At 65.1% G+C, this 14,838-nt stretch carries 14 protein-coding genes; 6 read left to right on the top strand and 8 right to left on the bottom strand.

The genetic code is table 11. The features are described from left to right. Nucleotides 1–55: 55 nt before the first annotated feature. Nucleotides 56–859 carry a response regulator gene (locus ACQR03_RS16335; protein WP_315713838.1) on the top strand — a complete coding sequence of 268 codons (804 nt, stop codon included), beginning with the start codon at nt 56–58 and terminating at the stop codon, nt 857–859. A gap of 78 nt (nt 860–937) precedes the next feature. Here the strand turns inward: ACQR03_RS16335 and ACQR03_RS16330 are convergent, their stop codons facing one another. Next, a complete protein-coding gene (locus tag ACQR03_RS16330) occupies nt 938–1,423 on the bottom strand; it encodes an energy transducer TonB family protein (protein WP_434841730.1) in 486 nt (161 codons plus the stop codon). A gap of 378 nt (nt 1,424–1,801) precedes the next feature. Here ACQR03_RS16330 and ACQR03_RS16325 point away from each other — a divergent pair, with 378 nt between their 5' ends. Further along, nucleotides 1,802–2,242 carry a hypothetical protein gene (locus ACQR03_RS16325; RefSeq protein ID WP_315713840.1) on the top strand — a complete coding sequence of 147 codons (441 nt, stop codon included), beginning with the start codon at nt 1,802–1,804 and terminating at the stop codon, nt 2,240–2,242. A gap of 91 nt (nt 2,243–2,333) precedes the next feature. Here ACQR03_RS16325 and ACQR03_RS16320 read toward each other — a convergent pair whose 3' ends face one another. The 3 genes from ACQR03_RS16320 to ACQR03_RS16310 form a co-directional block, all read right to left on the bottom strand. After that, the gene (locus ACQR03_RS16320) at nt 2,334–2,777 is read right to left on the bottom strand and encodes a hypothetical protein (RefSeq protein ID WP_315713841.1); all 444 of its coding nucleotides are present in this window, start codon (nt 2,775–2,777) and stop codon (nt 2,334–2,336) included. Nucleotides 2,778–2,879: 102 nt separating this feature from the next. Beyond that, on the bottom strand, nt 2,880–3,251 hold the full coding sequence (locus ACQR03_RS16315) for a DUF883 family protein (protein WP_315713842.1): 372 nt from the start codon (nt 3,249–3,251) through the stop codon (nt 2,880–2,882). Between the two features lie 80 nt (nt 3,252–3,331). Next, nucleotides 3,332–4,450 (bottom strand): AI-2E family transporter, encoded by a 1,119-nt coding sequence (locus tag ACQR03_RS16310; RefSeq protein ID WP_315713843.1) that lies wholly within the window; start codon nt 4,448–4,450, stop codon nt 3,332–3,334. Nucleotides 4,451–4,668: 218 nt separating this feature from the next. Between ACQR03_RS16310 and ACQR03_RS16305 the strand changes: the two genes are divergently transcribed. Together ACQR03_RS16305 and ACQR03_RS16300 are read left to right on the top strand one after the other, a co-directional pair. Next, entirely contained in the window at nt 4,669–5,418 is a 750-nt protein-coding gene (locus ACQR03_RS16305) for a L,D-transpeptidase (protein WP_316193507.1), read from the top strand. Nucleotides 5,419–5,433: 15 nt separating this feature from the next. After that, nucleotides 5,434–6,093 carry a DUF2865 domain-containing protein gene (locus ACQR03_RS16300; RefSeq protein ID WP_315713845.1) on the top strand — a complete coding sequence of 220 codons (660 nt, stop codon included), beginning with the start codon at nt 5,434–5,436 and terminating at the stop codon, nt 6,091–6,093. Between the two features lie 13 nt (nt 6,094–6,106). Here ACQR03_RS16300 and ACQR03_RS16295 read toward each other — a convergent pair whose 3' ends face one another. Next, nucleotides 6,107–8,200, bottom strand: coding sequence for a methyl-accepting chemotaxis protein (locus ACQR03_RS16295; RefSeq protein ID WP_434841729.1), 2,094 nt, complete (start codon nt 8,198–8,200; stop codon nt 6,107–6,109). Nucleotides 8,201–8,378: 178 nt separating this feature from the next. Here ACQR03_RS16295 and ACQR03_RS16290 point away from each other — a divergent pair, with 178 nt between their 5' ends. After that, on the top strand, nt 8,379–8,534 hold the full coding sequence (locus tag ACQR03_RS16290) for a Thivi_2564 family membrane protein (protein ID WP_315713847.1): 156 nt from the start codon (nt 8,379–8,381) through the stop codon (nt 8,532–8,534). A 64-nt stretch (nt 8,535–8,598) separates the two neighbouring features. On the opposite strand, the gene ACQR03_RS16285 is transcribed toward ACQR03_RS16290, so the two are convergent. From ACQR03_RS16285 to ACQR03_RS16275, 3 genes are all read right to left on the bottom strand, one after another. Further along, nucleotides 8,599–10,761: a malate synthase G gene (locus ACQR03_RS16285; RefSeq protein WP_434841728.1), complete on the bottom strand. Its 2,163-nt coding sequence runs from the start codon at nt 10,759–10,761 to the stop codon at nt 8,599–8,601. A 1,248-nt stretch (nt 10,762–12,009) separates the two neighbouring features. Beyond that, entirely contained in the window at nt 12,010–12,471 is a 462-nt protein-coding gene (locus tag ACQR03_RS16280; protein WP_434841727.1) for a hypothetical protein, read from the bottom strand. A gap of 187 nt (nt 12,472–12,658) precedes the next feature. Continuing rightward, complete coding sequence (locus ACQR03_RS16275; RefSeq protein WP_315825999.1) at nt 12,659–13,387, bottom strand: MgtC/SapB family protein; 729 nt, start codon at nt 13,385–13,387, stop codon at nt 12,659–12,661. Nucleotides 13,388–13,767: 380 nt separating this feature from the next. On the opposite strand from ACQR03_RS16275, the gene ACQR03_RS16270 reads away from it, so the two are divergent. Next, nucleotides 13,768–14,760: a cytochrome-c peroxidase gene (locus ACQR03_RS16270; RefSeq protein WP_315826000.1), complete on the top strand. Its 993-nt coding sequence runs from the start codon at nt 13,768–13,770 to the stop codon at nt 14,758–14,760. The last annotated feature ends 78 nt before the right edge of the window (nt 14,761–14,838 follow it).

The following is a 14,838-nucleotide window of genomic DNA, read 5'->3' as shown; positions in this document are numbered from 1 at the left end:
AATCAGCCCATCATGGAACCCGGGCGGGAAGCCCAGATGACCGAATGGAGTGGGGATGAGCCGATCACAGCTTGTTGCTGAACATTTGCCGCTGTTGCGCCGGTATGCGAGGGCCCTCACCGGCAGCCAGGGTTCCGGAGACGCCTATGTCGGAGCGATGCTCGAGGCGCTGATTCAGGATCCCGCTCTGCTGGACGAGCGCTATGGCCCGCGGGCTGCGCTGTTCAGGCTGTTCACGCAGATCTGGAACTCGGTGGCGCTCAACGACGACGCCGAAGTGGCGACTCTGCCGATGCCGCCGGAGCGGCGCCTCTCCAACATCACCCCCTTGCCCCGCCAGGCCTTCCTGCTGCTCTCGCTCGAGGGTTTTCCCGAGGAGGAAGTGGCCTTCATCCTCGACATCGACGTCGCGGAAACCCGCCGGCTGGCGGATGCAGCCGGACGTGAGCTCGCCGCCGAGATCGCCACCGATGTCCTGATCATCGAGGATGAGACCTTCATCGCGATGGACCTTGAGAGCCTCGTCAAGAATCTCGGTCACAACGTGATCGGCGTGGCCCGCACCCATGCCGACGCGGTGGCTCTGGCCAAGAACAAGAAGCCCGGTCTGATCCTGGCTGATATTCAGCTCGCAGATGGTTCGTCCGGCCTGGATGCCGTCAACGAGCTGCTGCGCACCTTCGAAGTGCCGGTGGTCTTCATTACCGCCTATCCGGAGCGCTTCCTCACGGGTGAGCGGCCCGAACCGGCGTTCCTGATCTCAAAGCCGTTCCAGCCGGCCATGGTGTCGGCAGTCGCCAGCCAGGCTCTGTTCTTCCAGCGCAACTCGCGCAACAGGATGCCCAAGCCGGCGGCCTGATCAAGCCGCGCGCACAACGTCGCCCCGGCGCGTTCCTCACGGAGCGCGCCGGATTTCGTTGCAGCATCGAAGACGAGATCAGCAGCCGCGGCACACGCCGTTGAGCCGTGCCTTCAGCGTCGCGTCATTCGGCTTGGTCTCTTGGAGCTTCAACGTTGTCTCCTCAAGCCGGATGATTGCGGACGTCCGTCGAGGCGCGAACACGATCGGCACGAGAAAAGTGAGATCGCCGTCCGCCAGTTCCGGCGGCGGTGGCGCAAATGGTTGGGCTCGCTCCACCATGGCGAGCGCTTCCCGGTCGAGCGCGGGGTCACCGGTCGTTTCGGCCAGCGCCGCCGAGATGAGGTGGCCTTCGCGGTCGATGTGAAACAGGACCTTGGCCGTCCCGCCCTGATCCGAGGCCTGCGGCGGATAGCGACGCTGAACCTTCAATTGTGCGACGAGGTTCTTGATCCAAGTTTCCCTGGCGCCGTAGGCCGCTGCAATCCCGGGAAACAGGCACACGAGAACCAGCGCCAGTCCAAACCCTCTCCATACGCCGACGCGATCCAGCGAGCTCAGCATCCCTGCCCCCACGTGCGCGGACCATGAACGCAGCCGCGCTGCTTCAACATATAACCGGGACGAAAAGGGGATAAAGCGCCGCGAATGTCGGGGCCGCGATCTGACCGGAAGGGTGGATCAGGAAAGAATGCGGGGCACCGCCGGCATCACCACGGCGGTGCCCCGCGTCGCCGGTCAATGGGGCAGGGGGAATAACCGGCTGCCGAGATGACGCGCGACCCGAAAAGTCGTTCCGCGTGAGATCGAATTTTTTGGCGCCATGAAATTGAAGAATACCGCCGCAGTTTACACACGGTTAAGTGATTTGCCCAACCGAGAACCCAGTTCCTGCGACTTACGTTGGTATGCCGATCGCCTTACGGCGAGGGGAGCAGAGACATGTCGCAGACCAGGAAGGTTATCGTTTTGGGTTCGCTTGCGGCTTCCGCGATGCTCGTGGGCGCAATGCAACTGGCTTCAGGCCATGATCTTGGCGCCAACCTGCCGGTTCAGAGCCCCTCTCCCCAGCCGATCGTCGCAACCGCGAATGACGTGAACCGGGCCGCCAAGGCTGACCGCGCCAAACAAAACGGTACTGCGGCGCCGTCGCAGACTGTGTCGATCAAGCTGGCAGCCTTCGCGGAGACCTCCTTCTTGGTGCGGCTTCCCTTCAACCCCACGGGTGTAAGCGCGGGCTCGTTACCATCGCCGCAGGGATCGCAGCTCATCACCACCGGCAACGAGCGGCAGGCCGTCAAGCATCCGGTGGCGTGCGAGCCGTCGGTGTCCGTGCTGACGGAGATCGCCAAGCGCCTGCAACCGGGACGGTGTGTGACTTAGTTACAGCCCCTCGCACCAGGCCCGCGGCTCAAGCGGCGGATCAACGCCTGGCAAATGATAAAAGCCGTCCGATGACGGTCAGGGGCAGTCCTCACTCTGCGGGAGTTTGCTCCTCCGCGGCTGGGCGGCTGACCATGAATCCGAGCGCCAGACCGCCCAAAGCCAGAATGGGAATCAGCCGCTTGATGCCAATCATGCGGACGATCTGCAGGCCGCTAGCCAACAACATCGGGTCTGCGAAAGCAGATTGGACTGCCGACCGCGCCGTTTCCGCGGTCCGCGCGGCACGACTCTCGATTGCGCGCTTGCGCGCCATGTAGCTGATTGCGGCCATCAACGTCACCACGAAGAAGATGGCGGCACCTGTGAGGCACGCGGCCACGAGCCCGTAACGATCCAGGACGGCGACAAAAGCTGCGGCGCACAGAAAGCTCGTGGTTACGAACAGTCCGACCGCTGCAGCGATTGCGAGCGATGTGAGCCGAACGGCATGCCCGGTCGATTCCTGGAAGTCCGCAATCAGGCGCTGCAGCATGTCATTCTCCTCCTCGTCTCGTTCATCTGCGCAACAAACTCAAATCGGCGCCGATAACGCGGCGCCGAAACAAGACGACCTCTGGATTTCAGGGGCCAACCCTCAGCGTCTCCAGGCGGCGCCGATGAGAAATCCGAGTCCGAGCGCAAGACCCACGGTGGCGAGTGGGCGATGGGAGATCACGTCCTCGAGGCGCTCCTCCAGCGAGTTTGCGGCATCCTGGGCTGCACCAAACATCGCAGTGCCGCGCTCGGACATGTCGTCGAACGTCTGGTCCACGTTCTCGCGTGCCTGACGATAGCCGCTGCGGGCCTGCTTGCTGGCCTGCCCAGCGAAAGCATTGAGCGCGTCGGTGATCTGTTCGGTGAGAGCTGCGATATCGTTTTTCACGGCGTGGACATCCTTCTGCAGGCGTTCGTAGTTCGCTTTGTCGACGAGATCTTTCAGGGCGGTCTCACCGTCAGTCGGTGGCATGGCAAGCTCCCGGAGCAAGGTGATTGCGTCTGCTCGACAAACGCGGGGTCTCAGCCGAAGTTCCGACGGTGGAAACCGAATTAGTCTGCCGGCAGTTGCGGCGAATCGTCCGGCAGCAGATGCTCCTTGACGATGAGGGCGACGATCAGGAGCGGCGAGGCAAGGAAGGCTCCCATCGGGCCCCACAGCCAGGTCCAGAATGCCAGCGCGATGAACACCGCGAGTGCGTTGAGAGCCAGCCGCCTGCCGATGATGGTCGGCGTGACGAAGTGGCCTTCCATGAAGGTGATCACGGCGAAGATGGCGGGCGCGACCATGCCGGCGCTCAAGGTCGGGAATGCGATTGCGCCGACCAGGACGAGCACCGCGAACATCGCGATCGGCCCGATGATGGGGATGAAGTTCAGCGTTGCCGCAAGCGCCCCGAGGCCGGCGGGATTGGGCATGCCGGCGAGGGCGCAGGCGAGGCCGGCTGCAATACCGACACCGGTGTTGATGAGCGTCACTGTCAGGAGGTAGTTGCCGAGGTGCAGCTCGAGCTCATTGAGGATGCGCAGCGTCCGCAGCCGTGCCTCGTGATCACCAAAGGTCATGATCAGCGCTCGCCGGAGATCGCGCCAGCTTGCGATGAACAGCACGAGCGTCGCGAAGAACAGTAGGAATTCGGTGAAGGTCGGCGACAGGAATTCGATCGTTGGCTGAACCCAATCGAACTTGGGGAGCTCCAGGCTGGCCGAGGCTTGTGCGCTTCCGCCGCCGACGGCCGCCTGCATTTCGTGCCACAGCGCCAGCGGTCGATCGAAGACGTGCAGCTTGGCCTTGAGCGTCGTGGCAAGCTCGGGAAGGCGATTGGTCCAGTCGAGCACAGGCGCCGAAATCAGGCCAATGATGAAGGCGAGCCCGGTGGCAACGGCGATCACGATCAACACGGCGCCGACGCCGCGCGGCACGTGATGGCGTTCGAGGAAGTTGGCGGCCGGCGACAGCATGGTGCCGACCACGAAGGCCATGACGATCGGCAGGAAAAACCCCCGGGCGACATAGAGGACACCCGTCACGCAGACGGCCGTGAGGATGACGAGAGCGATGGCGACGACGTCAGCCCGCCTGATCACGGGCGGTACTTCTTGGTGACTTTCATTCAAGGCTGAATCGTCGTTCCCGCTGGCGAGCAGCCGCTCGGTGGGAAGTACACGCACCATGAATCTCCCGATCGAGTCGTTCGCGCACAGCTCGCGTGGTGACGTTCTCGTCATCCAACAGCCGAGGGGCCATCCGGTTCCGTCGCGCAAACGTGAGAACTCATACGCTTGACTGACGCAGGGCGACCACACCGGGCCGGAACTACGGCGAGACGTTCGGCGTTTGGAAAGCAATCACGCATCGTACCGCGATGCTCGTCTGACAGGGGCACTCCATGACACAGCTCGTTTCCGATCACCGCAGCTTTGCGCGGACCGCTTCGCTGATCGCCTGCGTCGCGGTTCTTCTTGTTGCTGGTCCCACCGCGTCTCACGCACAGAGCCTCGGATATGCGTCGGTCGAACAGCAGCAGGCCTTCCCGCCGGACGAGGCGACTGCACCCGCCGTGGAGCAGGACGAGGACAGCCGGCTGCCCGACAGGTTGCGGCGCACGATCGTCAATCTCGATACGCGGGAGGCGCCGGGGACGATCATCATCGATACCGGCAATACCTATCTGTACTACGTGCTCGGCGGCGGCCGCGCGCTGCGTTACGGCGTCGGCGTGGGGCGCCAGGGCTTCACCTGGTCGGGTGTCCAGACGGTGACGCGCAAGGCGGAATGGCCGGACTGGCATCCGCCGGCGCAGATGATCGCGCGCCAGCCCTATCTGCCGCGTTTCATGGCCGGCGGCCCGGGCAATCCGCTCGGCGCCCGGGCCATGTATCTCGGGTCCAGCGAGTATCGCATCCATGGCACCAACGACCCCACGACGATCGGCAAGTTCGTGTCGTCGGGCTGCATCCGCCTGACCAATGAGGATGTTTCCGACCTGTTCAGCCGCGTGCAGGTGGGGACGAAGGTCGTGGTGCTGCCGAAGGCCGGCTCGCTGCAGGCGCGCACCAATGCCGGCCGTACGCCGCGCGTGACGTCGCTGCCGTCGGGGCGGCAGGCGATGTCGCTGCCCGTCTCGGCCGTCAATTGATATGGGAGCGGAATGATGAACGGTCGACGTGCACTCGCCGCCATTGCAGTGGCAACCATGGCAACCGCGGGTGCGTTGGCAGCGCCGACCACAGCGGGCGCGCAGGATTTTTTCTCGGCGCTGTTCGGCGGCTTCAACGCACCGCAGCGTCAGGCGCCCTATATCCGGATGCCGTTCGCCGACGAGGCGCCACCGGCGCCACGGCCGGCCCCGCGGGGCGACGTCACCTATCGCGGCGGCAGCAGCAGCGTCGCCTGGTGTGTCCGCACCTGTGATGGCCGCTACTTCCCGCTCGGCGCGACCGGCGACCAGAGCAAGGAAGCCGCCTGCAACAGCTTCTGCCCGGCGGCCAAGACCGAGATTGTCTATGGCAGCTCGATCGACGGTGCCGAGACCGATGGCGGCAAGCCGTATTCGGCGCTGCCCAACGCCTTCAAGTATCGCACCGAGATCGTCGACGGCTGCACCTGCAACGGCAAGGACCATTTCGGCCTTGCCAAGGTGTCGATCGACAACGATCCGACCCTGCGCAAGGGCGACGTCGTCGCCAGCGACGACGGCCTCAAGGTCGCCAACCGGACCGGCAGCGGCAAGCGCGCCGAGCTGAACTTCTCGCCGGCGCCCGCGGCGTTGCGCGCGAAATACGAGCGCGCGCCGGTGACGGCGTCCGACTGATCCTGCGAGGTCGTTAGGCGGCGCGGATCTTGCCGAGGAAGTCCCTGACCTGATGACCGAGATTCCTGCTCTGGCTCTCCAGCGTCTCTGAGGCCGTGCGCACGTCGTCGGCCGCCGCCGCAGCGGCATCGGCGTCCGACTTGACGCCGGTGATGTTGTCGGAAACGTTCTTGGTGCCGTCGGCGGCGAACTGGGTGCTGCGTGAGATCTCCTGCGTCGCCGCCCCTTGCTCCTGCACCGCCGCGGCGATCGCAGTCGCCACCTCGTTGACCTCGCCAATGATGCCGCCGATGCGCTTGATCGCGTCGATCGCGTCATTGGCGACGCGCTGGATGTCGGCGATCTGCTCGGAAATCTCGTCGGTCGCCTTCGCGGTCTGGCTCGCCAGCGTCTTCACCTCGGAGGCGACGACCGCAAAACCCTTGCCGGCCTCGCCGGCGCGCGCTGCCTCGATGGTCGCGTTCAGCGCGAGCAGGTTGGTCTGCGAGGCGATGCTGTTGATCAGCCCGACCACCTCGCCGATCCGATTGGCCGATTGTGCCAGCCCCTGCACCGTGCCGTCGGTCATGCGGGCCTGCTCCACCGCGCGGCTGGCGATTCCGGCCGCATGCGACGCCTGCTTGCTGATGTCGGCGATCGAGGCGTTCAGTTCCTCCGCGGCCGAGGCGACCGTCTGCACGCTCGTCGACGCATCGCTGGAGGCCTTCGAGGCCTCCTCGGCGCGGGCATTGGTCTGCCGCGAGACGTTGGTCAGTCCGGCGGACGTCGCCTGCATGTCGGTGGAGGCGCGGCCGAGCTGCTCGAGCGAGTCGCGGACCAGCCCCTCGAACTCGCTCACATAGCTTTCGATCGCCCGCTGGCGCGCGACCGTCGTTTCGTTGCGTTGGCGCTCCTGGGCCTCGATCGCGAGCTTGTCCTTGGCCTGCTGCTTGAACGTTTCGAGCGCGCCCGCCAGCGCACCGATCTCGTCCTGTCGCTGCATGTAGCCCGTCTCGACGCTGAGGTCGCCGCCCGCAACCGCCAGCATGGCATCGCGCATCCTGTTGAGGGGCTGGATCACCCGGCGGCTCACCAGCATCAGCGCGGTGCCGCCGATCACGGTCGCCGCGATCAGGAGGCAGAGTTCGACCCCAAGGGTCCGCATGGCCGCCGCATGCTGCTCCTCGATATAGGTCCTTGCGGTCTCGAGTGCGGTCTCGGCGACCGCAACCGCCGCATTGAGGCGCCCGACCGTGAACGGGCTCCATTTGTTGGCGACCATCTCCGGCGTCTCGCCGCTCGCGAGCGCGTTGACGAGGCGATCGCGCAGCGCCGTGTACTCGGTCTCGAAATAGGCCTTGCGCGTGGCCTCCAGCGCGGCCGTCATCGCGGCCGGCCATTTTGCGCCGCTGGTCGCGAGTTCGAGCGCCTTCCATGCGGCCTCGGCGCCGCCGACCGCCTTGGTATAGTTCAGCCGCGCCTCGGGCGTGATCTTGCCTGCGGCGAGGCCGTTCGAAACCAGGAAGGAGGCATCGCCGGCGGTGTTGCGCAGCAGCCATGCGATCTGCTTGATCTGCAACAGCTGATCGATGGTCGGATCCGCATGGTTGACCTCGGCGGCGAGAATGGCCTGGATCTTCTCCAGCGTCTCCAGCAGCCTGTCCTCGGTCTGCATGTATTCCTTGCCGAGCGCCAATCGGCGCGACGCCTTCGGCTTGGCGACCTCCTGCCAGAATTCCCTCTGCTGATCGCTCAGCGTTGTCAGCAGTTGTTGGAATTGCGAGAGCAGCGCCGCCTTGTCAGCAAACTCGATGCCCGGAAGGGTGCCCAGCGCGCGGCCCATGGCGGGCATGGCGACGTCGCGCAGGCCGCGGACGTATCGCTCGGTCTCTGGCTCGACCTTCTCGTCCACGGTCACCATGCGGTTCGAGGTCGAGCGGTCGGCCCGCAGCTTGTCCATCGCCTTGAACATGCTTTCGGAGGCATCGACGATCGAGCTGATGCGCGCGGTGAGCTTGAGCTGCTGCCACGAATTGTAGGCCCGCGAGGCGAACAGGCCGACAAACAGGCATGCCGTCACCAGGATGATGGCCTTCAACGTCGTGGAAATGGTCAGGCGGTTCAGCATGTTGATCTCCGATTCACCGCATTTGACCGCAGACCCGTAAAAATCTGGATGAGGGCTGGCTCCGTTGAACTACGGAGACAGTCGTTGAGCACTCAGGTTCCGGGAGTGGAACTACCAGCCGCCGAGCGTGTTAGCTGATCACCGCCAGCGCATCCTCCTCTCGTTCAGGGGCTCATTCATGCTCGTCAGTGCTCTCGTCACCTTTCTCGTCGTCATCCTCATCCTCTATTTGATCAACCTGCTGCCGATCGACGGCCGGGCCAAGCAGATCTGCCGCGTGATCGTCATCGTGCTCGGCGTGATCTCGCTGCTTCGATTCATCGCGGTGATATGATCTGGCATCATGTTACCTCCGGCAGATCAAAAAAAGCCCCGGCGGATGGCCGGGGCTTTTCGCATCAGGCGCTTGCCTTCGCCTCGCGGCGGCGCGCCGTGAGGATGTATTCGGTGTAGCCGTTTGGCTGGGTGCGGCCTTCGAACACGAGGTCGCAGGCCGCCTTGAACGCCACGCCGTCGAACGACGGCGCCATCGGCTGATAGAGCGCATCGCCGGCATTCTGCTTGTCGACCACGACGGCCATGCGCTTCAGCGAATCCATCACCTGCTCCTTGCTGACCACGCCATGGTGCAGCCAGTTGGCGAGATGCTGGCTCGAGATGCGCAAGGTGGCGCGGTCCTCCATCAGGCCGACATCGTGGATGTCGGGCACCTTGGAGCAGCCGACGCCCTGGTCGATCCAGCGCACGACGTAGCCGAGAATGCCCTGGCAGTTGTTGTCGATCTCCTGGCGCACGTCGTCGGGCGCCCAGTTCGACTGCGACACCGGAATGGTGAGGATGTCGCCGAGCTTGGCGCGCGGGCCGCCCTTCGCGAGTTCCGCCTGGCGGGCGTGAACGTTGACCTGGTGATAGTGCAAAGCGTGCAGCGTCGCCGCGGTCGGCGAAGGCACCCAGGCGGTGGTGGCGCCGGCCTGCGGGTGGCCGATCTTCTGCGACAGCATGTCGGCCATCTTGTCCGGCGCGGCCCACATGCCCTTGCCGATCTGGGCATGGCCAGGCAGGCCGCAGGTCAGGCCGTTGTCGACGTTCCAATCCTCGTAGGCCTTGATCCAGGGCTGCGCCTTCATCTCGTTCTTGCGGATCATCGGACCGGCTTCCATCGAGGTGTGGATCTCGTCGCCGGTGCGGTCGAGGAAGCCGGTGTTGATGAAGACGATGCGCTTGGACGCGGCCTGGATGCACGCCTTGAGGTTCACCGTGGTGCGGCGCTCCTCGTCCATGATGCCGACCTTCATGCTGTTCTCGGGCAGGCCGAGCATCTTCTCGACGCGCGCGAACAGCTCGACCGTCAGCGCCACCTCGTCCGGGCCGTGCATCTTCGGCTTGACGATGTAGATCGAGCCGGTGCGGCTGTTCCTGACCTTGGAGAGACCCTTGAGGTCGTGCATCGCGAGCAGGCCGGTGACGGCGGCGTCGAGAATGCCCTCCGGCACCTCCTTGCCCTCGGAGTCGAGCACCGCGTCGGTGAACATGTGATGCCCGCAATTGCGGATCAGCAGCAGGCTGCGGCCGTGCAGCGTGAGGCTGCCGCCGGACGGCGTGGTGTAGCTGCGGTCGCTGTTCAGCGCGCGGGTGAGTGTCTTGCCGCCCTTCTCGAAGTCGGCCGACAGCGTGCCGTTCATCAGGCCGAGCGTGTTGCGGTAGACCAGCACCTTGTCCTCGGCGTCGACGGCGGCGACCGAGTCCTCCATGTCGAGGATGGTCGAGACCGCGGCTTCCAGGATCATGTCGGAGACGCCGGCCGGATCGTCCTTGCCGATGACATGGCTGCGGTCGATCACGACCTCGACATGCAGCCCGTTGTTGGCAAGCAGGATGACGGAGGGCGCGTCGGCCGAGCCTTGATAGCCGGCGAACTGGTCGGCGTTCTTGAGCGCAGTGGCGTTGCCGCTCTTCAGCTTGGCCGAGAGCTGGCCGGCAATGACGCTGTAGGCGGTGACGTCGGTGTGGCTGCCGGTGGCGAGCGGCACGGCGGCGTCAAGGAAGGCCTTGGCCTTGGCGATCACCTTGTCGCCGCGGGCCTTGTTGTAGCCCTTGCCCGCTTCGCTCGGATCGTGCGGGATGGCGTCGGTGCCGTAGAACGCGTCGTAGAGCGAGCCCCAGCGCGCATTCGCCGCGTTCAGCGCGTAGCGGGCGTTGGTGAGCGGCACCACGAGCTGCGGCCCGCAGATCTTGCCGATCTCTTCGTCGATATTGGCGGTCTCGACCTTGTGCGTGGCCGGCTCGGGCAGCAGGTAGCCGATCTCCTTCAGGAATGCGGTGTAGGCGCCGAGGTCGAAGGCCTTGCCCTTGTTGGCGAGGTGCCAGGCGTCGATCTTGTCCTGCAGGGCGTCGCGGACGGCGAGAAGCTCGCGGTTCTTAGGGCCGAGATCGCGCAGGATCGTGGCAAGGCCGGCCCAGAACGCGTCCGGATCGATCCCGGTTTTCGGCGCGGCCTCCTTGGTGATGAAGTCGAACAAAACGGGGGCGATCTTCAGTCCATGGGCGTCGATACGGGTCATGATGAGACGTTTCTCTCGAATAGGGCGACGTTGCGCGTGTCTTGGGCGTGCTGAAATGGCCGCCTCGAAGGCGGCGTGTGCAGTGCATTTAGCGCCAAAGCGGGGGCCAAGGAAGGGGGGAGGGGTATCGCAGTTGGTCGGGGGAGGGCAGCGGACAGGCGGGCTGGTTCCGGGCGGAGTGATGACAAGTAATTTCGCACGACCGCCTCAGAGTTCGGCCGCGAGCCCACAGCCGTGCAGAGCCCTCGGATCGGGCACGCTGCCACCCTCCCCTGGAGGGGGAGGGTCGACTCGCAACGAGCGAAGCGAGATGCGAGGCGGGGTGGGGTGATCTCTCCACGAGCGCCGGTGCCCGTGGCATCACCCCACCCCGCCGCGCATCGCTGCCGCGACGCGCGCCGACCCTCCCCCTCCAGGGTAGGGTGACAACGCACAGCGTGCCGCAAATGGCGTTTCGACGTACACCAAACGGCTGCGGACAACTCAACGAAGGTGATCGCTCGTGGTGGTGATGGCTCATGCAACTTCGTCCTCGCGGCGCCTGTTCGCGTCCGAGCTTTGCACACTTGCCGCCTCTCGGTCACGAGAGGCGCAGGGAAGGCCGGGTGCAGGCTGCACCCATGGCCCGCCTGCAGAAAAAAATGCAGGCGGCAGTCACCACAGGTTCAGCCGGACATCCGGCCTTCCCTGCGCGATGGCTCTACGGTTGCTCCGTGGTCTCCCCGGTGCGCCGGGCTTTCTGGTCACCGTTGCCCGCGCGACGCGTCGGCGTCGCAGCTTGCGTGGCATCAGCGTCGGGATGCCAGGACCCCACGGCTTGGCCGTGCGCCTCGGGACTGTCCGTCGACATGATTGCTCACGCCGCAGCCCAAAGCGCCCACCGCATCCCGCACCCGACGTCCGTGACGGTCGCGAACTGTCCCTCGTGTGGGACGGGATGAACATAGACCTATCATGATTTCTGAAAAAAAGAAAGTAGAATTTTTGGGCGGGAGGATTGGACGGCGCGCGCAGCTTGATGGGACCCAAAGAATTCGTTTCTTGGTGCACAGGAATCATGCCGGCGTGCAGCCGTGACGAGATGGAGGCTGCAAACGAACGCAGGGTGAGCTCGAATGTTGGTCGCGGCTGTGTGTCGGCTCTTCGCCACGCTCTTCGAGCAGGATGCCATGCATGCGCTTGGTCGGCTCGGCGCGGTGAGTACACGCCGCCTGCGGCATCGCATTGCCTCCCTCCGCCACTGCGGAGCTATGCCCACGCCATGCCGATCACGATCGCAGGACGGTCGCTTTCCTTGTTGGGTCCCTCAATCACGCGCCTGCGGACCTGTGCGCCGCGCTCGCGCCGATGGCGACGATCCAAGCGCCTCGCTACCGTCGTCAAGCTGTTGGCAAGGCGTCCGATCGATGCGGTCGCCTGCTTGATGAGAAACAGGATCGTCGTGACGCGACTGAGGATGCCGACGAGAAGCAGGACGGAGAAGATATCGATATAGGCCAGGATATCGCCGACGAGCATCAGTTCGGGCGGGATCGGGATGCTATGATAATAGGCCAGGCCGAGGATGATGACCGGCAGGAAGGCGACGATCCGCCTCAGTGTCAGCCGGTCCAGGAAGGCGGCGAACTGGACGACGAAAACGTCCCACAGCCAATCGCCAAGGAGAGCTGGCTGATCGATGGTCCATTTTCTCCAAAGCGCCTTCCACATCGGCTCTGGCCCTCCGTCGGATCGCTCACGATTGAGCATACCACCTTCGAGCCGGACGGGAACCGTGCTTCGAGACCGCGCTCGAACTCTCGGCATCAGCCTTTGGGTCTGATCAATGGAGCAGATTCAGAGGCAGGTCGGGAGGATCTTGCGATGGACAGCGATGACCGCAGCAACGCTGCTCCCCTCACGCCCTTGACGGCGCCAGCCGGAATTCCACCACGTCCTCGGCCGTGGACAGGTCGCGCGCCATCGTTGCGGTCTCGAACCGGCCGGCGGCCTGCAGCACCAGCTCGAAATGGAATTGCCGCTTCGCCTCGCTGTATTCGTAGCACCAGTCCAGCACGTCGAAGCCATAGGCCCGCATGCATTCGCGCAGTTCTGCCTCGCTCGGCTGCAGGCCGTGGCGGTAGACGACCGACAGCGACAGCGTGGTCTGATGCGGCAGCCATTTCTCGACTTGGCCGAGCAGGGTCATCGCGGCCAGCGACAATGCCGTGGCACACAGCGCGGTGCCGTAGAAGCCGATGCCGATGATGATGCCGATCGCCGACGTCATCCAGATCGAGGCGGCCGTCGACACGCCGCGGATGGTGAAGCCGTCCTTGATGATGACGCCGGCGCCGAGGAAGCCGATGCCGGTCATCAGGCCCTGGATCACGCGCGTCGGATCGGAGACGGTCGGCGACACCGCCATGCCGCCATACCAGCTGCCGGGAAAGCCGTTGATCGCCGTCAGCAAGGTCGATGCGACGCAAACCAGGGCGTAGGTCCGCATGCCGGCCGCGCGTCCGTGATAGGTGCGCTCGTAGCCCAGCAGCAGGCCGACGGCCGCCGCACCCATCAGGTGCAGCAGCAGAATCCCGTTCGTCTCCAGTTCGGCCGTCGACCAATAGGCCGCCAGATGCTCCATCATGCGCCTCGACCGCGTTGCTGCGGGTGGCGTGAACTGTGCGGATCAAGTGCTAATTTCTGCTTGCCGATGCGGCGGCCGCGCCGTGGGCAAACTGCTGTCCAGGCACGAGCCGGCGCACTCCTCCGTAGTTCTCCGGCCAGGATGCGCGCAGCGCCTGACGCGCCGGCGCGCCGTCGTCGATGGAGGCGACAGGTTCTCACATTCGCCGCGCCGGCTGTTCTCGACGCACGCCGGCATCGCGTCCGCCGATGGCGGTCAGGCCGTGCACTGACGCCGCTCAATCCCGCCTGCGCCGATTCATTGCCCCCGCACAGTCCCACTTCGGACGTAAAAGCTATCGATAACGATTTGCATCAAGGGGATGTCGGGGGAGACGGGCGATGTCGTTCACGGGGCTGCGGTCGGTCGTCTTGTGTCTTGGCCTGCTCGCCCTGCCCGCGCTTGCGGCGGACAAATCTGTAGCGCCCTATCTCGCGGCAGCTCCGCAAAAGCCGACCTTGCTGCAAATGCTGGCTTCAGCGTTGAAGCCGAAATCGGCGCACGCGGCGTCGTCCGAGCACAGGCCGAGAATCCGCCACGCCACCGCGGCGGTGAGGAAGCAGCCGAAGGCGCCGTCAGCAGCTGCCGTGACCGAGGCGCCGGTGGCCGAGCCCACCACGGTCGGCGCCGCCGTGGCGCCACCGGCCCAGCTCTCCGAAGCCGAACTCGCCGCCAAGGGGCTGGAGCTGTTCAACGACGCGAGCCTCTCCGGCGGCAGCAAGGCGTCCTGCGCGACCTGCCACTTCTCGACCGGGCATACCAACAACAAGACCTATGTCGGCCTCGACGTGGTCGCCGACGGCGATCCCAATGGCCGGAATACGCCGACGCTGTGGGGTGTCGGCGAGCGTGCGGTGTTCGGCTGGGCCGGCCAGGCGCCGACCCTGGAGGACAGCATCCGCGGCATCATCGTCAATCGCATGAAGGGGCCGGAGCCGTCGCCGGAGACCCTGGCGGCGCTGGTCGCCTATGTGCGCACGCTGAACTATCCGGCGAACTGGCAGGTCAAGGGGGACGGCACGCCGAGGGAGGATGCCAGCGCGGCCGTCAGGCGCGGCTATGAGCTCTATATCGGCGACGGCGGTTGCGGCACCTGCCATCAATTGCCGAGCTTCGACAAGAAGAGCAAAGACGACATCGGCACCGGCGGCAAGTTCAAGGTGCCGACCCTGCATGCGGCCGCGTCGACCGCGCCGTATTTCCACGACGGCCGCACGGCGTCGCTGCGCGACGCCGTCAAGCTGATGTGGGAGTTCTATGCCAAGAAGATGGAGACGCGACTGCCGACCGAGGCCGAGCTCGACGATCTCACCGCCTATGTCGGCGCGCTGTAGCTTCGGGCTGAGCTGGGTCGCGCTTCACCGTCATTCCGGGGCGATTGACAATGCGCAGCCGTGAAGCGGCTGTGCGTT

The organism is Bradyrhizobium sp. HKCCYLS3070, assembly GCF_051167575.1.
In the GTDB taxonomy this organism is placed as follows: Bacteria; Pseudomonadota; Alphaproteobacteria; order Rhizobiales; family Xanthobacteraceae; genus Bradyrhizobium.
This window is presented reverse-complemented; position numbering and strand designations above follow the sequence as displayed.